The 24,035-nt window shown below is 47.5% G+C and carries 10 protein-coding genes and 6 tRNA genes; 1 reads left to right on the forward strand and 15 read right to left on the reverse strand.

From position 1 onward, the window contains the following. Positions 1-392: 392 nt before the first annotated feature. The 8 genes from OXN25_11935 to OXN25_11970 all read right to left on the reverse strand — a co-directional run bounded on the left by OXN25_11935 (position 393) and on the right by OXN25_11970 (position 2,723). Positions 393-484: transfer RNA gene (locus OXN25_11935), tRNA-Ser, on the reverse strand. Between the two features lie 12 nt (positions 485-496). After that, positions 497-569 (reverse strand) — tRNA-Ala (locus OXN25_11940). 76 nt (positions 570-645) lie between these two features. Next, positions 646-730 (reverse strand) — tRNA-Ser (locus OXN25_11945). Between the two features lie 7 nt (positions 731-737). After that, positions 738-1,238: a tRNA adenosine(34) deaminase TadA gene (tadA, locus tag OXN25_11950; protein MDE0425571.1), complete on the reverse strand. Its 501-nt coding sequence runs from the start codon at positions 1,236-1,238 to the stop codon at positions 738-740. 64 nt (positions 1,239-1,302) lie between these two features. After that, a tRNA-Arg gene (locus OXN25_11955) sits at positions 1,303-1,376 on the reverse strand. Between the two features lie 40 nt (positions 1,377-1,416). Further along, a tRNA-Ser gene (locus OXN25_11960) sits at positions 1,417-1,501 on the reverse strand. 220 nt (positions 1,502-1,721) lie between these two features. Next, positions 1,722-1,809, reverse strand: a tRNA-Ser gene (locus OXN25_11965). A gap of 254 nt (positions 1,810-2,063) precedes the next feature. After that, positions 2,064-2,723 carry a sigma-70 family RNA polymerase sigma factor gene (locus tag OXN25_11970; protein MDE0425572.1) on the reverse strand — a complete coding sequence of 220 codons (660 nt, stop codon included), beginning with the start codon at positions 2,721-2,723 and terminating at the stop codon, positions 2,064-2,066. A gap of 607 nt (positions 2,724-3,330) precedes the next feature. Here OXN25_11970 and OXN25_11975 point away from each other — a divergent pair. Continuing rightward, the gene (locus OXN25_11975) at positions 3,331-4,713 is read left to right on the forward strand and encodes an ATP-binding protein (protein ID MDE0425573.1); all 1,383 of its coding nucleotides are present in this window, start codon (positions 3,331-3,333) and stop codon (positions 4,711-4,713) included. Between the two features lie 54 nt (positions 4,714-4,767). On the opposite strand, the gene OXN25_11980 is transcribed toward OXN25_11975, so the two are convergent. The 7 genes from OXN25_11980 to OXN25_12010 all read right to left on the reverse strand — a co-directional run bounded on the left by OXN25_11980 (position 4,768) and on the right by OXN25_12010 (position 23,571). Further along, positions 4,768-8,820 (reverse strand): VIT domain-containing protein, encoded by a 4,053-nt coding sequence (locus tag OXN25_11980; protein MDE0425574.1) that lies wholly within the window; start codon positions 8,818-8,820, stop codon positions 4,768-4,770. A gap of 131 nt (positions 8,821-8,951) precedes the next feature. After that, positions 8,952-11,720: a leucine-rich repeat domain-containing protein gene (locus tag OXN25_11985; GenBank protein ID MDE0425575.1), complete on the reverse strand. Its 2,769-nt coding sequence runs from the start codon at positions 11,718-11,720 to the stop codon at positions 8,952-8,954. A 50-nt stretch (positions 11,721-11,770) separates the two neighbouring features. Then, a complete protein-coding gene (locus tag OXN25_11990; GenBank protein MDE0425576.1) occupies positions 11,771-12,727 on the reverse strand; it encodes a formylglycine-generating enzyme family protein in 957 nt (318 codons plus the stop codon). Positions 12,728-12,828: 101 nt separating this feature from the next. Continuing rightward, positions 12,829-15,669: a C39 family peptidase gene (locus OXN25_11995; GenBank protein ID MDE0425577.1), complete on the reverse strand. Its 2,841-nt coding sequence runs from the start codon at positions 15,667-15,669 to the stop codon at positions 12,829-12,831. A 50-nt stretch (positions 15,670-15,719) separates the two neighbouring features. Next, entirely contained in the window at positions 15,720-16,700 is a 981-nt protein-coding gene (locus OXN25_12000) for a hypothetical protein (GenBank protein MDE0425578.1), read from the reverse strand. Between the two features lie 197 nt (positions 16,701-16,897). Beyond that, the gene (locus tag OXN25_12005; protein MDE0425579.1) at positions 16,898-22,588 is read right to left on the reverse strand and encodes a leucine-rich repeat domain-containing protein; all 5,691 of its coding nucleotides are present in this window, start codon (positions 22,586-22,588) and stop codon (positions 16,898-16,900) included. 326 nt (positions 22,589-22,914) lie between these two features. Further along, on the reverse strand, positions 22,915-23,571 hold the full coding sequence (locus OXN25_12010) for a hypothetical protein (protein ID MDE0425580.1): 657 nt from the start codon (positions 23,569-23,571) through the stop codon (positions 22,915-22,917). Between the last annotated feature and the right edge of the window lie 464 nt (positions 23,572-24,035).

Raw genomic sequence — 24,035 nt, forward strand, 5'->3', positions numbered from 1 at the left:
CTTTAGCGGATTGCAGATACAGGGCACCGCTACCTCCCCACCTAGCATAGCCAAGACATTTTTAACGATTAAATCTGAGCTGAAAGCCAAAGCCATCCCATAGCGAACAGCATATCGGGCGAAGTCCGTTTGCTTCGCCTTGTCCTACAAGCCGCTATAGGCTTGTGCAGCATGCCGATTCTCAATCGTTAAGAAACCTTTGATAACCTATAACAAGTTTCTGATTAATTTCTCATCGCGATGAACGATGTGTATCGCACTGAGATTTAATACTGAAAAAAATTGTACAGGACTTACGCAAGATTGCGGAATTCCACTATTTATCACACGCTCGTGCGGTTAGGAAACCGCACCTACCAGGGAATTGCGTAAGTCCTATTGTAAAAAGAAAGTGGCGGAGAGAGTGGGATTCGAACCCACGGTACTGCAAAACAGCACACATGATTTCCAGTCATGCCAGTTCAACCAACTCCTGCATCTCTCCGCAAAACCTCAATGGAGCAGACGGGATTTGAACCCGTGACCTCATCCGTGCGAGGGATGCACTCTCCCAACTGAGCTACTGCCCCAGAATTGCAAGACTTCAGCATCTTACAACAATTAAATTTCTTGAATGCTATCATTCAACTCACAAATACAAAAAAACGGAGAGAGTGGGATTCGAACCCACGGTGACTTGCGCCACAACAGTTTTCGAGACTGTCCAGTTCAACCACTCCTGCATCTCTCCTTAGTGGCTATCGGTTGTCAGTTATTGGTTGCTGATAGCCATCTTCAGATTTCCTCTTCCGACGGCGTTGCTGAAAAAAAGATTTCAGAAGGGCACTACTCTCTTCTGCCAAGACACCACTCACCAATTCAACGCGATGATTCAAGCGTTCATCTTGTAGAATGTTGTAGAGTGTTCCAGCTGCCCCGGATTTCGGGTCTGTCGTGGCATAAACGACCCTTGGAATGCGTGCTAACACGATTGCGCCGGCACACATTGAGCAGGGCTCTAATGTCACATACAAAGTTGTGTCAACAAATCGCCAGTTCCCGATTTCTTTGGCTGCTGCCTGTATCGCGAGCATTTCTGCGTGAGCGATGGGGTTACCGTGCTGTTCACGCAGATTATGCGCTTCAGCGATCAAAGTATTTTCTTTAATTAGCATCGCGGCGACAGGCACTTCGCCTTTTTCTCCCGCCTGCCGTGCTAATTCGATTGCCTGTCCCATCCAGAAAAGATCACGATTCAAATTGTGAGTGATTCGCGAGCAATTTGTCTTTGCTTTATACTTTCTGCCCGACATAAACTTTGAAAGCGCCTGAGAGGACTCGAACCCCCGACCTGCTGATCCGTAGTCAGCTGCTCTAATCCGCTGAGCTACAGGCGCGTATTTTAAGAGTTTTCAGTGAAATGAATACCTATTAGAACGGAGAGGGTGGGATTCGAACCCACGATGGCTTACGCCATAACTGCTTAGCAGGCAGTCCAGTTCAACCACTCCTGCACCTCTCCTCATGGTGATGACGGTAAAATTCAAACCCACGATAGCTCGCGCCATAACGCCCCGTATCAAAAGACAAGACCCCCGCTTTCCTCCACGCAGCCATACCTATAAAATATAATGGCGGTGGGAGTAGGATTCGAACCCACGATGGCTTGCGCCATAACGCCCCGTATCAAAAGACAAGACCGCCGCTTTCGGCCATGCCACCCGTTTCATTTATATCTATAATGGCGGTGGGAGTAGGATTCGAACCCACGATGGCTTGCGCCATAACGGTTTTCAAGACCGCCGCTTTCGTCCACTCAGCCATCCCACCTAACGTTCTGATTCTTCACGTAGAATCTTATATATTATACTCTATTTGGGCAAGGTTGTCAAGTTAAATTAAGTAGCAATTATTTTTCCGAGTGCATCGAAAAATCAAAAGACGAAAACCAAACTGTTAAGATGCCAGACGGTGCAAGCAAAGACGGGAATACTTTGCTGAATTCCCGTCCATTGGTACACTGATATATTTAGAGTGAACTGGCGAAGTTAGCAAACCTCGCCCATTTGTTAGAGATTCATCCGCTAAACCTCTCCATTCCATTCCAGCGGTTGATTTTGCAAATAGGGGAGAAGCATGCCCTGCAGCCGTTGATGCGCGTGATGCAAGTGCGCTTTAATTGTCCCTTCCGACCTATTTAAGAGCACTGCGATCTCTTTAATCGCGAGTTCCCTCCGGTGGCGCAGATTAAAGACACGCCGTTGGCCTGGGGGCAGCTTCCGGACCGCTTTGCGAATAATACGTCCGAGTTCCTCAGATTCGGTGAGCATCTCCGGTGACGGATGTGAGTTCAGCATTCTCAAGACATCGTCGGCATCATAAGATAATTCCTCAAACGTAAGAACTTTAACACGATTTCGCTGACGCTGGAAATCTATGCTGCAATTGATGGCAATCCGGTAAACCCAACTATAGAACGTGGAATCACCTTTGAAATTAGGGAGTGCCTTAAACGCCTTTAAAAATACCTCTTGACACAAGTCTTTTGCTGTTTCTCGATCACGCACACGTCGATACAAGAAATTATATATTTTCTTCTGATACTTGAGAATAAGAGGATTGAAAGCTTCTGTATCCCCGTTTTGGAACCGCTGAATAAGTTCATCCTCACTAATCTGCTCAAGATTTGGGTCTGTGTATTCTACATCTGTGTGCGAAGTGCCGAATCGTATAGCATCAGTCATCTGTATTTTCTCCATGGGGAACAAAGTTAAGGTTGAAAACCCTCAGTTCATAATGTCTATTGAAAAGCGAAATGCTCCAAGATTTACACACCCTAAGCACTAAAAAGTTCCGATTTTCATATATTAGACATCTTAAATACGATTTTTGTTCGTTTAAAATTTCAATTCCAAAGCTGCTTGTCATTTTTCTCCCGTCCAGAAACGTACAACGCTGTATATAACGTGAGTTTGATAAAAGTGAAATGTCGGGTTTCGCTACCGCTATTTCGGCAGAAAATGCCTTAAAAAACGACCTATTTGTCCAAATTATAGGGTTTTTCATGTGTATTTACCGCTCTACCCGACCTACGATTTTATTTTCAAGCTCACGCTGTATATACGTTGACCTGCCTATCCTTTTGGGTTATACTGATAACAATATCAGTTTGTATAATCTCTCGTAGTCCCAATGTAATACCATTTCTAAAAGTTTATCTCGCATTAACCGAACCCACTCACGTCACACCCAGTAGGTGCGGTTTCTAACCGCACCGAGCAGTGCTGAAAAATAGCCAACCTTTTAAGAGGAATTATCAATTAGAATTGGTATAAGAAAAGGGTGAACCCGATGCGTCGGTATAGTATTCAAACCAAGATCGTTCTCCCGTTCCTACTGCTCTTTGCTGTCGTTGCTATTGTGCTACCTTTGGTGGCTATCGAAATCTTTGCGTGGAAGTATAGCGAACAATTTACGCGTGAAACGGAAAGTTGGCTTGATACCATCATAGAAACGGGTTACTTTGAACAAGATCAAGAAAAACTCAGGCGTGCCTACAGCGTTGAGATTATGATTTTCGGTTCCGATTACACGCTAAACTATAATTCACTCAATAGACTCTCCGATACAGAGCAGGATTGGGCGAAATTGGCGGATAAAATGCGGCTCCGCGAGGTCAAGCAGCGTTTTGAAAACCCAGACGGAACATCCATTACACAAGACGTTACACTCGCTGGGAAACCGTATAAGGTTTTCTACCTTCCGCTTGAATTCGGACGCTTCTACTGTTTGCTGCGTCCAATGGAAGCGATCGCCGAGGCAAAACGCGCTTTCACATGGTATATGCTCAGTATTGCTGTCCTCGTTCTGGCTCTGGTTGCTTTTATCAGTCAACGGATTGGGAAAAACTTGACGAACCCTATCAAAACTTTGGTTGATTCGACAGCACGCGTCGCTATAGGAGACTTAGACGAACAGTGCGACCTTAAAACAAACGATGAAATAGGCGATCTTGCCACTGCGTTTAATCAGATGACCCAAGATTTAAAGCAATCAAGGGATCAGTTGATTCAAGCGGAGCGTCTGGCAACGGCTGGAAAGATGTCTGCTGCGTTCGCACACGAAATCCGAAACCCGTTGTCATCTATGCGGATGCTGGCACAGCTGCTGATGCAGAAACCCGAAATGTCAACAGAAAAGCATCAACAATCGCTCCGTTATATCCTTGAGGAGATTGAACGGATTGACACCATCGTCAAAGGGTTGATGGACTTTTCACGCCCCACAGCACTTAATCTTAAACAACAACCGCTCGCGCCTGCCCTACATGAGGTCTTGGCTTTGATGGAAGCCAACTTGGCACACCACCAGATTCAGTTAGTGTTAGACGTGTCACCTGTAACCCCAGAAGCTCAGTTTGATTCAGATAAATTAAAGCAGGCGTTTATGAACGTCGTTCTGAACGCGATGGAAGCGATGCCGCAAGGGGGTGCGTTGAAGGTATCCACGTTGATAGAAGCTAACAGCGTCTGTATCAAAATTACGGACACAGGTGTTGGCATACCCGCAGAAGACTTGGAACATCTGTTTGAACCGTTCTTTACCCGAAAGACGAAAGGGACGGGACTCGGATTGGCGAATGTGAAACGAATTCTTGAAGAACATCGTGGTGGCGTAGAGATTGAAAGCACGCCTGGGAAAGGGACAACGGTTTTGATGAGGTTAGTGACATAGGCGAGGTGTTTCCGCAAGAAACCCTCGCCTACTGCATCAATCTATCACAACAACCTAAATGTGCCTGCGCGATGCCGCAAGCCGATTGATGAGAACCAGAATATGCCCACTTGACATCCATCTGGCGATGTTAGGCAGCTCCGCTCGGAAAGTTTGCCACAGCTGCCCGCCGCGCCGTTTAGCAGTCAGACACGTTAGCAGGAGAAGATCATCGGAGTAAATCTCATGTTCAAAGAGTACTGCTTGTAAGGCTTTATCACTCTTTTCCGAGGGTGAAAGCAAACTTTCGGCGATAAGGCTCAACATTTCTCCATGGGTGCTTCTACCTGGATTATCCATCAGTGCCTTAATTACGGCATCGTCCACGCTACTATGTGCATCCCCAATTTGGTGTGAGAGTACAGCATAGAGGGTGCCAAGGTAATCCTCGAAGGTATGCTCTTGCGGATTCAGCACCTTCACCTGTGGGATCTTTGAGAGGACGCTTTCGGAGAGTGCTGTCAGTTCTACATCCGTCGGAACGGCTTGAGCTGCTGTGCGAATGCACCATGCTGACCGCATCGCAAAGTACTCATCTTTTTCAATAACGGTTTGAAGTTGTGGTGAGGTCCAAGCCGTTTGAAGCCGGGTGAGTGCCTCAAGGTGAATCTCACCACTCAGGGCTTCTGCCAAAAGATGCAAAGATGCGGTATTTAAATCAGCAAGCACACGTTGACGAGCTTTGGCTACAGCTGCCTTCTCACGAGCCTCCGCGAATCTTTTCCACTCACCCGTCGTCAACTTCTGTAATGCTTTCAGGTCTTCACGCGTCTCTTTTGACAATGCATGTTCAGCAATGTTCACTATATCGTTATTGCTATCTTTCAGTGCCTCAAGAAACCGTCTCACTGTTTCATGGACATCCGGGGCTCCGTAAACGAGCAGGAAGCTCGGATTGATAAGGACAGCCGATCCAGGCGTGATGCCTGAATCATCTTTCTGATCAATGACAGTTCTGATAGTTTGGAGAAAGATGTTTAGCACGTTGGCGACATCTTCCGGTGAGGCGTTCTCGTCAAGTTTGGGGATCAAGATACTCGCGGAGTCCTGGACATTATATCCCCACACAGCGTGTCCTGGCATTCGGCGCGCCGTCCCAACCTTTATGGTTTCAGTGTCTTTCACTTGCCATGTCAGATGATAGGGAGCGAGGAGCCACTCCAGTCCTTGTCCTAACGTTGCGTGCCGCAGGTCGAGATAGGTCACGCGGCATTCCGGTAAATTTAGGAGCGTCGCGACATCATCAAGACTCCCCGGCACCATATCGAGACGGAAATCCCCAGCGTTGACGAGGGTGTGAACCGCATCAGCAAGCGGTTGATTCCGAATTATCAGATTAAGTTTTCGGTTTAGTCTGGGGTGGGCTTCAGTCAGTTTCTTTAGAATTTCATGATCCAACGTCTGGATTGCTTCTGCTGCGGTCGCGCCGGTATCATCGTCGGACTGAATACCCGCCAGTCCCAAGGCGTGTTGGTAGCGAAGTCGGGCTTTTTCAAGGTGGCCACCTCGCTGTAGAGCCTGTGCCTCCGCCACTACTGTTTTCGCGTATTCCTGTCTTTCCACCGACAAGGTGTCTAACACTTCTTGTATAACCCACGCGGGAGGATACTGATACTTTTGCAGTAGAGGTTCTGCGTTTGGTTCACTGACTTCTTTTTTTATCCGTTGCGGTAGAGGTTCTGCGTTTGGTTCACTGACTTCTTTTTTTATCCGGCCCCGATAGGGTCGTTGAGGTAGAAGCTCTGCGTTCGGTTCACTGGTTTCAGTAGGTACAGTCGGCTTTATAACTGGAGCGTGTGGACGCACGCCAGCGGTTGTTTCGAGCCGCCGCTTAGAATCCCCTATAGCAAACTCACTATATCTACCGCGGAAACCATAACCCGCGTAACCAGTATCTTCACTCAAACCCCTACGTCTGCCGAGCGAGGGTGCTAAGGGCTGTTCTGGCCCGAAAAAGTCGTAGAAGAATTGGGGTTCTTCTTCCATTCCTCCAAAGAATCCTCGAAAATTAACACCTTCGGGCAACGGCACAGGCACCAAAACTCGCCGCGGGGGCGTTGGCTGTTGACTGAGATCCGAGATTTCGCTCTCATCTACAGCCACGAAACTCGTGTATTGGCTCATCAACCGGTAGTCAAGTGCGATGCGCGTGATTTCCTCGACAATTTCAGGCATATCGGCATCATACACCTGCGCGGAAAGGTCTTCTATTTTTTTTCGCGCCCACACCTTCGCCAAAACGTCGTTAGTAGGTTCGGCATCAGGAAGTGTTACATCAACCGCATAAGTGAGCGGTTCTCCTTCCACTATGCCAGATAACGTAAGCACTGCATGACCGCCTGCTGCATAACGTCCAAAGAGGATCACCGGACGACCCGCCCAGAGTTCAGGGATCCGTCGTGGATAGGTCTCGTAAACAGTGAGCTGCTTCCAATCCATCTGGATATGAGCAAGTTGGGCGTGATGGATACGTTCAACCACCTGTGTGACGAGTTCCTTGGGGTTGGTGTTGAGATCCAACACACCGCTCATCCCACCGCCTTGTTTCGCCACACCCTCAATCAGCAAGCGGTTTGGTGAAGAACCGATCCCGATCGTCCAAAAACGAATCGCGTCGCCAGCACGTCTTCCGACCTCCGCGATGATCTCCGCTTCATTGCCAATGTAGCCGTCGGTGAGCATCACGACGATACGGACACGCTCTGGGTCAACAGGAGCATTGAGCACCGCCTTGATACCCGCAAGCATCTCCGTGCCACCGCCACCGTGAATCTGTTGGATGAAAGTCAGAGCACTCGCTATGTTCTCTTCTGTTGCCGATACCGATGTTTCAAAAAGTTTGTTTACGTGGTTTGAGAAGGTGATAACCTGGAAGGTGTCATTCGGTTTACTGCGTTGAAAAAAATGCCGCATCGTCGCTTTCACCTTCGCCATCGGTTCACCCGACATTGAACCCGAATCGTCAACGAGAAAAACCAATTCACGCGGCGGGGCTTCGGCGAACTCGGCATCCAGTTTAGGTTGAACCATGAGCATAAAATAACGCTGCTCAGGCCCCGTAGCGTGTGCAAAAACGGCTATCTCCGGCTTCTCACCCACGACCTTGTACTTCATGACAAAGTCCTTGTTCGGAATCGCATCCATGGGTGAAATTTCTATCCTTGCCTCTGAGGGCTCAATCCGCTCCAACTTTGCCGTATGATTAACACTCTCAATGTCCTGAATCGGCACCCCCGCATCAAGCGAGACTGCAAGGTGGATGTCGTGTCCTGTGCGATAACCGGGTTTGAGAACGAGGGGCGTGATACGGGAAGCATCCGGCACGCCGGTTGTGTCCGGAGACCAGCCTGTTCCTGACGGGTCACCACTAAGTGTAACCTTCGTTACGCGCTCCTCTACTTCGCCAACCTTCCCCTCTAACGCCTTCGGCAGCTGCGGCTTCTTGGAGATCGGATCACCTGGAATATATCGGGGTCCAACGACCATCGGGAAGTGGAATTCGTAAGTGCCCATGTCGTAATTGAGGACATCCACGTATGAGATTTCAATATGAATTTCCTGATCGGATTTTATGTTGCCAACGGATTGTGTAAAGATATTCGGTCGCTCTTGCTCCAGCAAGCTTGCCGTCTGTCCTTGCTGTATCGCCTGCTCATAGATAGCACGTGCTTCAGCTCGACGTTTCATCACACCGACAATCGTGCGTTCCGCAATCTTCATCGTCATCGCGTCCACTGCAGCGGTATGCGGTAGCGGAAAGACATACACTGCCTCAATGTTCTCATCATAAGGATTGTAGAAGGTTTGGATCACGGTAGCACGGGCGATAAAGCCAGAGATGTCCACCTTCACATCGGTATGTTTTAGCGGACATTCTACCACTTCATCAGCGATTTTGACGCGTAACGCACCCTGTGTAACCTGCTTTTCCATCGGCTCCAAGGGGGATGGGGTTTCTGTAAAGGCAGTATCGCCGGACATACCTATCGTTACCAGAGCCAACAGTAAGTAATACACCCCCGCCTGGGGCAGCCTCGCTAACATCCGATTCAGTTTCAGTCGTTTCATGAGATTCTCCGCATTCAGTTCTATTGATGATTAGCATCTAAAACGTTGGAGATACTAATGAGGTTTACATACAGCCAAAACTCTCTCAAGAGAGAACATTTTTTACAATTTAACCACCCCAAAGGCTCAATCTATCGAACCTCAGCAGCAACAGGGAGGCTAATATCCAAAACTAAATGGGCAGGCATGCCTAAGTCTGTAGCGACACGCGCAATGTTCTCACCACTCAGGGACGCTCCCCAGATACTATCTTTCTCCGTCCAATACAACTTTCCGCCTCCCACATCCACAGCGATGCTCCCTGGCGACACCAAACCCGTAATGAAATCGGGTTCAAAGCCGGAGCCATCAACCCCGAGACGCTGAATCTTACCCTCAGCCACTGATACGTAGAGCTGCTTGGCTATAGCGTCAATTCCGAGCCCCAGCGGTATACCCTCTAATTGCGTCACCACTTGAATGTTCGAGCCATCAAGTGCAGCACAGCGGATCTGCCACATTCCCTGCGTTGTTTTCTCCGTCCAATAAAGTTTCTCATCTAATACATCCGCGACCAGATGCCTCGGCGAAGCCAAACCTGTGATGAAATCGGGTTCAAAGTCAAAACCGTGCTCACTGAGACGCTGAATCTTACCCGATGATCCCGTCACGTAGAGATGCTGCTTCACGATCGTCATATCTGTAGGTATACCTGTTAATTCTTCATGAAAATTTAGGATGCGCGCTGTGGTTCGGTCCTTACTGGCGTGTCGGATCTGCCATGTGCTACTGCCTGTTTTCTCTGTCCAATAGTAGTCATGATGACTTAGGACAAGACTTGTTGCGTTTTGGAGGCCTGGGAAGAGGTTAACCACCGTGTCCTTCATGCAGCGGTGGAGCGTGCCATTCTCCATATCTATCCAATACATAACCGGACACAGAGACGGAACTATGAATCCAACATCTATCGTCATTTCTGGATTGCTTTTAAGAAGAGTTCGGAGGGGTGTTACATCTTGAATTGGATTCGGCTGGATATGCAGCATTTGTAAGTTTGTCAACTGTGGGAGGACACTGATATCACTGATCTGATTAGTTTCCAACACTAACGAGTATAACACGTTCAAGTTTGCCAACGGTCCCAGGTCCCTTATCTCATTATTAGCGAGATCCAACTGCCTCAATTCTGTCAAGTTTGCTAACGGCGTAAGCGTGCTTATCTCATTATCAGAAAGTTGTAATACACTCAATTCTGTCAAGTTTGCTAACGGCGTGAGGTCACTTATCTCATTATTAGCGAGATCCAACTGCCTCAATTCTGTCAAGTTTGCTAACGGCGTAAGCGTGCTTATCTCATTATCGGAGAGTCGTAATACACTCAATTCTGTTAAGTTTGCTAACGGCGTAAGCGTGCTTATCTCATTATTAGCGAGTTGTAATACCCTCAATTCTGTCAAGTTTGCTAACGGCGTAAGCGTGCTTATCTCATTATCAGAGAGTTGTAATACCCTCAATTCTGTCGCATGCTCCAATCCTGTGAGGCTGGTTATCTGTTCGCCATAAGAAGACAACTCGTATAAACTTTGCAGTGCCTCCTGCGTGAAGGGGCTGCACGAAGTTAACCCCAGAGCCTCGCGTACCTCGGCCGCTAAATTCCCATCAGGCATTAAACCCGGCTCAGGCAGCGGTAACGGGAAAAGAAGGTTTAATAAATTTGGACTACGATTACGGAGTGTGTACAGGAGCGTTACATCAATTGGATTAGCCCTGATATCTAACTTCTCCAATGCTGTCAAGTTTGACAACGGCATAAGGTCTATTATTTGATTATTATCAAGATATAACTCTTCTAATTGGGTCAAGTTCGACAAGGGCGTGAGGTCTACTATTCTATTATCCCACAGAAACAACTTTTTCAGCTGGGTCAAGTTCGACAAGGGCATGAGGTCAGTTATCTCATTCTTGGAGAGAAATAACACCTCCAATCCTATCAAATTTACTAAAGGCGTGAGGTTTACCCCCCTATTACGATCGAGAAATAACGCTTTCAATTGCGTTAAGTTTGACAACGGCGTTATATCTATAATGTGATTAGATCCGAGTTCTAACCGCGTCAAGTCTATTAAACTTGACAGCGGCGTGAGGTCTACTATTCTATTATCCGAAACATCTAACTGCTCCAATGCTGTCAAGTTTGCTAACGGACCCAGGTCTATCACTTCGTTGTCGGGGAAAGATAACTCTTTCAATCCTGTCAAGCTTGACAACGGTGTGATGTCCCTTATCCCATTCTTGCGGAAAGACAACCTTTTCAATTCCACCAAATTTGCTAATGGGGCAAGGTCTACTATTCTATTATGCCAGAGAGTTAACGTCTCCAATTGCGTCAAACTTGACAACGGTGTGATGTCAGTTACTCCCTTCCCCCAGAGAGATAACTCTTTCAATCCTGTTAAGCGTGACAGTCCGTTTATATCAATCCCTCGATTACTTTCAAGGAATAACTCCGCCAAGTCTGTCAAATTCAACAGCGGTGTGATGTCATTTATCTCATTAGACATGAGATTTAACCGCTTCAATTGCGTCAAGTTTGCCAAGGGTGTGATGTCTATTATCCAATTATCCCAGAGAAATAACACTTTCAAGCCCGTCGCATACTCTAACCCTTTAAGTGACCATATTTTTTGCTTGTGAGCATACAATTCCGTCAAACCCGCTAACTGCTGTGGCGTGAGTAAGGCATCCGGGGCGAGTTCGAGAGCTTCTCGGACAACTCGTCTTAGATTCGCATCAGGCATCCAGTTGATTTCATTTTCTGCTGCCGCGAAGTTAAGCCAACACCCGACAGTAAACAACGTAACAAAACACGTATAAAAACGTAGCGTCGTCAAGGTCCGTCGTTTCACTCGCTGCAAAATCATGAGGCACTCCTCTTTCCGTTTTGGCGAAATAACGAATAAATCCGTAAAGATCAAGGGGATACAGTCCTCACACAACGAAAACCGTAGTCGCTGTCCGTAACCGCCGGATTAGAGCCGAGGCGGTTAGCGACTCTTGTGTAGTGTTTAGAATGGTTCCAAGCACCGCCGCGCACCACGCGGTAGCCCTCAATATTAACGAAGTTTCTTATCAACCGCGTCATACTGTTCGCAACTGCCAGCGGATTACGCACAACGCCATTCAGTGGAAGTGTCGCATAGAAATCGTGATCAAACTCATCCAGACACCACTCAAAAACGTTACCTGCCATATCATATAAACCATACCCGTTCACAGGATAACACCCGACTGGCCTGGCACCACCAACGTTCCCCCCATAATTGGCATCATGCGGCGTTATCGTGTTGCCGTATGGATAAACTTTGCCAACCAACCCCCCACGCGCAGCATATTCCCACTCAGCCTCTGTCGGTAACCGTTTCCCTGCCCACTTCGAGTATGCCATCGCCGCATACCAACTCACATACGTCACCGGGTAGGCTGCTTCACCATCTGGATAGTTATTCCCGTTCCAATCATAGAGATAGTCGCCAGTATGGAACTTTTTCCGAATGCGATCCTTTCGCCACTGTGGATTTTCAAGCACGAACGCCTTGAATTGTGCTTTCGTGACTTCCGTACTATCCATATAAAAAGCGTCAACGTAGACGGTGTGAAGGGGCTGCTCACTGGCATCAGAACCCGGATCATAGCTGCCCATCTGAAACGTGCCTGCGGGGATTAGCACCATACCCGCAGGTGCTGCGCCCTCAATGGGAGCCTGGGTAGAACCGTCCAAGGATCTCTGTATGACCTCTCCCTTGCCACAAGCCGCCATAGCGATGAGGAGAAAGAGGGTGCTATACAGACTTATGCATACAGATATGTGTTCTCTTTTGGAAAAGTCTATCAGCTCTGATAGGGTTATTATAAACGTTCTCAATCTCATTTATACTTCCTTGTCGTTAGTGTACCCAAAAAGTACAACCGTCCGACATCCGGGTTCAGCACTTGTGCTTTCTGAAAATCTGCCCAAGCACGCCATGAAAATTACTTCACTATCAACATCTTCTGCGTCGCAGCAAATTCCCCAGCCGTGAGGGTGTAGAAATAGATGCCGCTCGCCACACGTTCACCGACATCGTTCCGGCCATCCCAATGCGCCGCACGCGACTTGCTCTGATAGAAACCTGCTGCTTGATGCCCTAAATCCAAATGCCGCACAACTTTCCCATCTATCGCATAGATTGTCAACGTTACATCTGCCGGTTTCGCGAGATGATACGGGATCCACGTCTCGGGGTTGAACGGATTCGGATAGTTCGGTAACAGCACTGTCGTCCCTGGCGGCAAAGGAAGCACAGGTGCCGCAGGAGGACCCGGTTTATACCAAATTGTTACAATTGAGGATATCAAATCACCAGATTTTCCAGTGCCAGAGTAGATAAACCTATTGCCTTCGACGAAAATCTCATCCAGGGAGGCACCGCTACGTCCGCTGCGCGCGACCACTCTACCTTCCTCTATGGGTCCATTGACTGTTATTATTTCCTTCCATTTTCCCTGACTAACCGATGAGACACGGAAGTCTGTTTCCGATTCCAAGTGATGGTAAGGGGGTGCCTTTTTTGGAACAAGCATGGTATAGGGATCCAATCCATCTGGATCCGCGAATTTCGCGGCACTTATACCTATCCCAGTATACCATTTTTCTTCACCTATCTTCCCGTCCTTCTTATTCCGATCTCCCTCCGCTCCTAAGTCGTCTTTAAGGTACTGCTCGTAGCCCTTACCTCCTTCCGCGGACAGGAACCAGCTGGAGTTAAGGGTTTTCCACGGTACCCAGTGGAACATTTCCCAAGGATCTGCTATCAGAAACTTATTGTATTTCGTATCGTAGCCTACAACAAGAACGTAATGAAAACCGAAGCCCCCGTTGCACCTCAAAAGAATCATTGGCGGGCGACTCCGTGAAACCTTCTGTCTCAGAGAAGCATGCCGACTAAAGTCTGCGGACGTTCCAGAGTACCGATCAACCTTAACAGGTAACACTTCGTTCAATACTACCTTCAGCTTAACTGAAGGAGTCCCGAATGTTGGGTCCTGCTTCAGATCATAGAAACTCCAAAACGTACCCAGATCAAAAACATCAGCGTCCACGCCGTAGTAAGACATTAGCATTCTCGCGGAGGTCTGTCCACAAGCGTTCCTATTTCCCTGATTATAAAGTTTAAAATGCTTGCTATCTCGATCTATATATCCATCGTTTTTGCTGAATAAGTATTTACGAAGAGTGAAATCAGATTGAACTTGAGAAGTGTCTACATTGAGTTCTAAACCCTTTATTAGCACTGCCTGATTGCCATCGGAATAGTTGTAAACATTCGCGCCATATTGATTTTTATCAAGGACGTTCAGCTTCACCACCTCTATTCCAAGTGTAAGATCCTTTACTCCTTCCCCAAAGGTAACGTAAGTAAACGCCCAACCATTTTTATCAGTGCGAACCGTTTCCGGTTCAAACGTTACGCTCCCCTTACCCCGACTAATGTCCTTAAAACCCCGACTAATGTCCTTAAAAAATATATCCATACTGTGTTGTCGAGCATCTTTGACTTTAACAACCAGTTTTTTACGAGTCTTATTGACCTCAAGCGTATACGAAACAAGGTGGAAGCCCAAGTTTTTCCCAGATTCGCCATCAAGGGTTATAGCTGTGTCTTCGGTAGAGCCATAAATATTAAAAGTCACCGAACGTGAAGTCACCGAACGTGATGTTTTGATTTCAATAGACACAGAAACGAGCCCTGGCTGTTTTCCGAAAGCTATCTCGGTTTCCGCTTGCCCGTTTTTATCCGTGGTAATTGCGGCAGGGCTAAAAGTCGCAGTTGTTTTACGAGTATTGGCACTTAAGTTGAGACCAATAGATGGCATTGGTTTACCTGTCTGGGCATTCTTAAGAGTAAGCCTCAATTTATGTTTGGAGCCTGGAAGGTAGTATCCTGGGGACAAGTTGTATTTTAAATCAACCCGCTGAAAGGAACTATATCCCAATGACATAGATACCCACGATGAGCCAGGATCGATTTCCACACTCATTGAGAAGCGACCTGGATTTTTCGAGAAAGTTATCTCGGTTTCCGCTTGCCCGTTTTTATCCGTGGTAATTGCGGCAGGGCTAAACGTTGCGGTTGTTGTCGAATCGCGGTGGGTGCTTAAACTGAGACGCACAGATGGCACCGGTTTACGGGTACGCTGTTTTACCACGGTAAAGATAACTTTGTGTTTTGAACCTGGACGGTATGCTTCGTTTGAACGCAGCAAACTGTATGTTATATACACCACCTCTCCATCAACCTGAAACGTACTGGAGTACGTTGACTCATAAATCACCATCTTTTCGAGTGCCATGTCCATACCACCACCATCGCCAAAATCCACCGGCGGCTCTTCTTCGGGAAGTATATCATCGATCATACCATCATCGGTCATCCGTGCGACAAGTGCGTCAATCGCAACTGGATCCTGAAGTACTTTTTGAAAGTTAGCATCGCGAATCAATTTTTTGATTTGTGCATCGGTTTTAAGCAGCCTTATGAACGCATTATCCACGTCCGGCAGAAACGTTTTCAGGAGATCCGGATTATTGGCAATTAACTTGATACTCCGATCGTTCAGCAGCGGTTGAACCTTCGGGGCTTTTAACGCCTCAAGGACTTCAGGTAAGACCTCCAGAATATCCGCCCGCGTGAGTGTTTTAGTGTGTTCCTCATACACTTTTCGGGCAAGCGCATTCGGATTCCCGTAACTGATGCCTGATGCGATGAACACGAAAAATATCGATAATACGACGCACAGAATTGCTTTTTGCGTCCTAATTCGATGTGACACGATTCCCTCCTTTTTTTCAGAACAGTGATGTCACACATTTTTTTACCTAATTATTCCCGTTTCCAGAGAAGGACTCCGGGACCAACAGGGTCGTAGGCACCGCCTGCAATCGTCTGTCCATCAGGGCTGATTGCCACCTTTCGGATTGTATATCCCGCCGGTGCCACCAAGGTTTCTGTCAGTTGGTTCGTGCGGAGATCCCAGAGGTGGATCGCTGCGCCAGTCCCCAATCCGGTTGCAACAGCGAGGGTTTGTCCATCCGCACTGAAAGCAAGCCCCTCAACCTGAGCGGTATTGGCAATGAGGGGAGCTCCTTTCGATTCGCCAGTGTTTGGATCCCATAAGTAGATACCTTCAAAACCACCGCCACTGGCGAGCGTTTGTCCATCTGGACTGAAGGCAACCGCCCACACCTGACCTTCATGTTCAAGCGTGTGTTTGTGTCTGGCAAGTTCCGCATGTTCTTCCGGTAGCATTTCCCACACGTCATGGACGACGTTCTCCCATACATGGACAGTCGTATCACTACTGCCAGTAGCATATAGAACACGCCCTTGTGCAAATACCCGATCAAAGGCCCTAACCGGCGACGTATGCCTATAAGGATAATAGGTAGAAAAATCAGTGCGAGGCAAAGAATTGACCTCAATATATGTTGTTGAGAGACTTGCCGCTGTCGCCCCAAAATCCCCATCAAAACCCATAATCCAAAAAATATTTGAAGATCGTCCCAGATTCTCGGGAACTGGCGATTCTTCTTGGATATCCCACACGACTTTAACACTATCTTCGCCTAAACTTACGAGAACCCCATCAACGAAAAGATCCCGGATTGTTTCTTGATGATTGAGGGTGCCGTGGTAGACGTAACTTTGACGCGTGGCTGGGGTCCCCCGAGGTAGTTGTTCATCTGGGGAGGGGCCATTCGTGACCGTGTCAATAACAGCGTCCATGCCCTCGTCACAACTGGTGACGAAAAGACTTAACAGACCTACAAGGACTATGCTTAAAAAACGGAAATGTTTTGTCATTGAGAACTCCTCTGTTGTGTGGTTCTTATGAACCGAAATTATAGTGAAATCTAAAGATAATTAGACATAAGAGGCACCGCTGCCGCTGGCGAGGTTTCCTAACCTCGCCCGGACGAATGTTCAATTAATTCTAAATCTTACTGTAATAGATATGGCATGGAGGCAGCGTTAGAAATCTACCTCGCACGCCGTGAAAGTTACTTCACTATCAACATCTTCTGCGTCGCAGCAAATTCCCCAGCCGTGAGGGTGTAGAAATAGATGCCGCTCGCCACACGTTCACCGACATCGTTCCGGCCATCCCAATGCGCCGCACGCGACTTGCTCTGATAGAAACCTGCTGCTTGATGCCCTAAATCCAAATGCCGCACAACTTTCCCATCTATCGCATAGATCGTCAACGCCACATCTGCCGGTTTCGCGAGATGATACGGTATCCATGTCTCCGGGTTGAACGGGTTGGGGTAGTTGTGGAGCAGTGCGGTCTCCCCTGGTATGATCAGCGTCAACAAGTATTCCAGTTTCGCAATCCCTTGTTCAAACACCACAGACCCGTCGTCTGCTAAACGTGCGTGATCTATCCATCCTTCCACGGTTTCATAAGTTAATTCCACGGGTACAACAATAGAGACAGGCGCAGCGGTATATACCGACTGTCCAAGGTATTGTGCGACTGAGACGAGATCCGCAATCGTGATGGATCCATCGCTGTTGACATCGAAATGCGGGTGCTCCAAATGGGTGTGACCGATAGCATTGGAGACAAGGAGCAGGTCCTGGGTATCTATTTTTCCGTCGCCATTAATATCTGCGAGAGAAAGCAAATCAGCCGTTGGGTTGATATGGCGGAAAAGTTCAGGTGCTGATAGAACGAGTTCCTCATTGATAACTATTGCGTCATCTGGGTCGACCACTGCGAGATCGAATTTGACCTCGCCCCAAGTCTTACTGCCGTGCCCGACCTTAGCACTCTCAAACTCGTGGCCAAGATTAATAGTATACCTCGAGAGTGCTGTACCACCGCCAATCACGATCGCATCAGGACTCCGATAGACGCGCGACACCCCCTCCCTGCTAACCCAAAACGTGTACGCCTCCTCGCCTACCTTGTTGCTACTTTCCTCAGAAAATAATCCGTCATAAAGCCGCAGGATGACTTTCATTTCGACAGAATCAGGCATGCCTCGTCCTGTCGTCGTTATATCTACTTCAAGTCGAATTTCACCGCCCCATTTGAATCGACCCAGTGGGGTAGGCGCAGGCGAACCGACACCAGTGCCGACATAAATACCTATCTCATGCTTTTTAGGCCCAAAGCTATCATCAGAGTTCCAGAAATCAGCGTCATTCCCTTCTACTGACATCCTTCCTTTCAGATAACTCACATCCCATCTTTCATAGGGTATTTCCTTGTATACATTCGCCAATGCCTTTTTATCTCCAGGCGATAACGGCCTGACCACATCCTCTTGGAGTCCCGGAACCATAATTGAGTGATCGTCAACATAAGCTGTCTCGACATCTACTTTACCATCCTCTACGTCTACCGTATGATGGTAACCAAGGATATGACCAATCTCATGCAGGGTCAGACTATGCATGTTATCAAAAGCAGGATCTAGCCATACATTCGGTTTATCCTGCTGTTCCTTAAAGAACTTCCTCCAATTACGTGCCTGAACTGATTCGTACCCCGCCCAACCGATAAGTCCTGTTGCCAAGTTATCCCAAAATCCCCGGTCTCTTGAATTTTTTATTATTCCAATCGCTTCTTCTACCCAGTCGGCAATACCTATAATCGCCCTGCCAACAGAACCCGAACCCGGTTCAGGTTTATTTAGATGCCCGCCTCTAGTTTCCTCCCCTTCACTTAACTTATTTTTATCGAATGTAATCCGAACATCAGCGAATCCTGAATCTACGAACCGAAAACCGACCAGAGCCCCTGCATTGTTCCATTCATCCTTGATAGCGTCCTTTACCGTTTGTATATGGTCAGGATGACCATCTAAGAACTTTACTGTGAGGATTGGGATCCCAATATCCGTAGCAACTGTTGATCCTGGGGTCCACTTCAGTTCAGGCTGCATGCAACTTGTAGAGTTCGGTGGAGTGTTATCAGGAAGCAGCTCTTTGCTATCCGAGGGCTGAGACGTTACCGCGAAAGCGGTTCGGGGCGAAAAAGAATTATCATCCGGTGGTATGAGTCTCCGAGCCGCCTCTATGACTTCTTGGGATGGGGAAGGTGCACCGCACGTCCCCCCGCCTTGATATATCTGGACTCTGTAGGAGGGCGGATTAATATCACTAAGCCGTGCCCTACCAAGAAGGTTGTTCCCGTCCAACCCCGTCCATCCGGCAACGCCCCGTTCATATACGCCCCCACTGTCCGCTTTGCCATACTCTGTGTCCAAGCCTCCCACATTTGAAAAAGATTGAGTCAGAAATTGGTGTCCAGACCGTGATACCGTCGCGGAAACCGCATAAGACCCTACCGCCTGGAGACGTTGACTACAGCGCGCTCTGCCCTCTTCATCAGTTATATCTGTATTTAACGTATCAGATAAGTTTGATTTTGCTACCCATTTCCAGACAGAAAAGGAATGTTCCCGTCCTACTCTTCCTGTCCGAGTCTTAGCTGCCTCATATTCAGAAAGTGAGATAAAAGGTGGGAGCCATGCAATATCGGAGATCACCCGCAGTGTCTCGTCTCTAACCTTCTCCAAATCCCATTGTCCTAAACTCAATTTAACATGAAAACCTTCTAAGGGTTGACCCTCCGCATCCCGCACCTCAAAAAGTGCCACATAACTACCGCCAATTGGAACATGCGGTATGTCTTTTACCAGTTCAATAGAAGCAGGCGCCGGCACTGTGACCCTATTCGGAAAAGTCTTCTCCAATACCGTTCCAGTCTCCCCCCGGACCGTTACACGAATATCGTATGAACCTACCCACGGAAAATCGGGGAAAGTGAGTTCTATTTCCCCTGAACCATTGGTAACATATCCATCACCAGAACTAAAAGTAGCATGCAGGGTTCCTTGCGGAGAGTAGGTCTGAGCATCAACCGAAACATTTCCCAAGGGTTGACCGCTGCTGTTCTTGACTGTAGCGGTAAATGCGTACGCCTTTATCACCGACCTGACAGTTTCAGGACCCGAAAGTTCTACAGAGTGCGGGACTAAGGATTCCAATTGCGGACTATTCACATAAATCGTCAGATTATTGACGACTCTACGAATCGATCCGAAATCCGATATTCGATTGTGATCGAGGTGTAACTCATCCAGATTTCGCAAACCCGCAAGCGGAGACACATCCGATATTTGATTCCCACTCAGATGCAACTTCGTCAGATTTCGCAAACCCGCAAGCGGAGAGAGGTTTGATACTTGGTTGTACCCAAGATACAATACCCTCAGGTTTTTCAGATTCCCAAGTGGGAATGCATAAGATATCTCGTTGTTCCCGAGATACAATTCCTGCAAGGTGGTCAGATCTGATAGGTCGGATATTGCACCTATCTGGTTGTGTCCGAGGGTCAACTTCGTTAGATTTATCAAACCCGAAAGCGGCGATATATCTATTATTTCGTTGTCCCGAAGTCCTAACGTCTCCAGATGTGATAGATCAGAAAGTGGTGACACGTCCTGTATTTGGTTGTATCCAAGGCTCAATTGGGTTAAATTTTGCAAGTTCGCGAGAGGAGAGAGGTCTGATACCCGATTGTGATTCAGATATAACTTTTCCAGATTTCGCAGGGCGGCAAGCGGAAAGAGGTTTGATATCTGGTTGTGATTAAGATGTAACACTTTCAGATTTTGCAAGTTCACAAGCGGAGAGAGGTCTGATATCTGGTTGTGACCAAGATGTAAAGCCTCCAGATCTATCAATCCCACAAACGGATACGCATCCGATATTGCGCTGTTCACAACAGACAATGATCTTAGGTTGGTGAGGCGTACAAGCGGAGAGAGGTCTGATATAGAATAATTACTGAGATCCAACTCTTTTAAATTCACAGCAAATTCAAGTCCGGTCAAGTCTAATGGAGCCGAATCGTCAATAAAAAAGCCGACATCCTCTAAGAAGTCCCAATTCCAATTGGGGAAAACGAGGCGTGTCAACGAGTGCATATCTGCCACTGAGATCGGGGGCAATGGAGAGACCGAGATATCTTCGTTGCCGAGTGCCGTTTGAATAGTAAGGTAAAGCCTGATATCGGGAATGTGGACAGACTGATTGAGGGAGTCATCATCATCTATAACATAATCAATTATATTATCAGATATATCATCTATCGTGCCGCCTTCTGCCCAGACCCTAATCACGCCTACGTCATCGCCACTGGCAAGCATTCGATTGTCGGGTGAAAACGCAACGGCTCTGGCAATACTCAAGCTATCGTCAAGCACCCGAGACTGTCCCGTCTGTAGATCCCACACACGCACCGTCGAATCAGCACCCGCACTCGCAACCGTCCCGTCCGGTGAAACTGCTATCGCATTTACGAAATTCGTGTGCCCTCTAAAAATCGCCCTACTATGGTCGACACCGTTAGCACGGCCAAAATCAGCCACCATCGTACTCTCATCAAAATCAGACCACAAACGAATCGTCGTATCTCGACTCCCACTCACCAACTCGTCCATCGGCGTAAATCGCACTGACGTTACATAGTCCGTATGGCCCTCTAAAGTCGCGATAGACTCACCGTCGGAAAGCCACAAACGGATCGTTCCATCCCGACTCGCACTCGCAAGCACGTAGTTTTCGGGATCGACCTCCAGCAACGGCATGACAGCATCTACTTTTTTATGTGAGAAGGCAACACCTAACACCCAATCCGTGTGTCCGGTCAGTCTCCCTCTTCTCATCAATCGCCCTGTGCGTGCGTTCCACAATTTCACTGTATTATCACGCCCCCCGCTGGCAAGCAAACGACCATCCGGAGAAAATGCAACAGACTGTACACCCCCAGCATGGGCTTGCGGAATCGTTTTTTGCAGTCTGCCGGTTTTCGGATTCCATAAGCGGATCGTTCCATCCACACTTGCACTCGCAAGTACGTTACCATTCGCCGCAAACGCAACTGATGTAACGGGTCGCCTATGACCTTCAAGTTGTCTCAGAAAACGAAGGTCTCCTGTTGAGATATTCGTATTCCATAATTTGACGACAGCGTCCTGACCAGCACTGGCGAACAGCGTCGCATCCGGAGAAAATGCCAACGCTCGGACATAGCCGGTATGTCCCTGAATAGTATATAAACTCCCGCCATCAGCAGTCTCCTGCACCGCAATATCTATAGGAACCTCATCGGTAACCCCATCACCAAAATCCGGCTCGGGAACCCCTTCATCAAACGCATCAACCCCATTACCAAAATCATCAACCCCATTGCCATCTACAACAAGGACTGCTAAAGGACTTGCGTCAACATCAGAGAGCGTAACATCACTGAGACGAATGGTAGACGCTTTTGCCGCAACGGCTTCAAACGTTACCGTAGCGAGTGTACCCTTAGCATCAAACGCAGCCCCTGCCAGAGAAGTTGCTCCAATCGTAACACTATTGTCAGTTGCAGCAGGCGGTATTGCAAACGCCCCTCGCGGTAGATAGTCAGCGTTTCTACTGGAAACATAACGCAGTGCCGTTGGATCGAAGTTAACAGTTATCTGATATCCTGCAACCTCAACACCACTAATATTTAATATATTAATACGCACCGTGAGTTTTTCCCCCGGCCGCCGGGGATCTACTTCAGCAGGTTCTACAGAAACGAAGGCTTGACCGTAACTCATCGCTGGAACCCCGAAACACATTACAAGAGTTAACACGCCAAAAAGAATTTTCCCGTTAAAAAGCCAGTTTCTCAAAAACACGATAGATCGCTCCTTTTCTGTATAAAAATGAAATCAATTCAAGTGGTAGCCTTATAAAGTTTCACACATGACAGATTCCCACGTGGAGTACTCTCCCACTCTACCTCTGATAGGCCGAGTGTTTGTGAGCCATTCACAGGTTCTTGTTTACAAAGGTTGTGATATCCAATAGAGATTGGTTGCGGTTGTAATTTATCTGAATCGCGGATTACCGCGGATGACACAAATGGCGCGGGTTTTCTACGTCTCGCTGCCATACGTTCACTTTCTGAAGCAGGATTTTTTCATTCGCGCGGTTCAACATAGCGCGGTCAGTAAGTTTTAGTTCATTGACCCCAATTAGTCGGATCAACTGAATTAAATCCTCTGATTTCTTTTTCCTCCCCTTTAAACTGAACATATTTTTCATAAATATTGAACCGGCACAGATCAATTGGCGTAACTTCTGAAGCATTGACATTCTCAATCACCCCGCCTGTTTCTAATGCTCCAGCAACAAGTTCTGAGCAGAAAAAGGCTTCAAAGTCTTCCTTATTTCGGGTTATTTCTAAGAAATCAGGTAAAACACAAGGCAAGACATCCAGATCATCTCGCCATGACTTGAACAACGTGGGTAAGGAATCGTAGGGAGCACCTTCACTGTCAATCAAGAAACCAGAGAAAGTGTTGAAATTCAGTCTGCCTCGCGATGCATCACTCAAAGGCAACCACCACATCTCACCCTCATAAACCTGTTGTTTACCACTCAGGTTAACAATTTTTACTCCTGAATCGGTCGCCTCCGCGACTTGATTGAAAACGCGCCCTTCAGGTTCCCCATCTACTATCAACCTAGACTGAAGAACAACACCGACATGTGACACATTACTTCTCGTAGCCCACTTTATTGTCTCTGAAAGGGCCTTTTTCCCTGAAAAAGCAATGACATCCCCGGGCTTCATACAATCTCTAATCTCGCAATACTTTTTTTGGACGATTGGCATTTTTTCACTCCTTTGTGAAGGTGCGCGGAGCGCATGGAAACACTCTCTACAAGATAAATAGTAAGGACGAAATCATCGCTACGTTCTTCTTGCCGCGCATACAGCACCAATAACTGCTTGGTGTCCGCATCCACGATCGGTGAACCCAGATTCGAGGGCGAAGCAATGATTAAGCAAGAATTGAAGCCAAACGCCTGCTCGACATCAAAAACACCCGCGCTGCAGACCCGTTTTCCGAGGGGTTGGTATTCTGAGGCAGACTCCGTTGGTAACACATCTGCCCCAGAAATATATCTATCCCAGTCTTACAACACTAATCTATAAATAGAAAGCAAAATGCATGCCAATCTGTTGGGTGGGAAAACCCGATAGCACCCGACCCCTTATCTACCTATGAACACCTCTATATATCAAGGTTTTCGGTTAACTAATGATAGCGAGTTGGGTTTGTCCGATCTTTAGGA

It is taken from the genome of Candidatus Poribacteria bacterium (assembly GCA_028820845.1).
Lineage (GTDB): Bacteria > Poribacteria > WGA-4E > WGA-4E > WGA-3G > WGA-3G.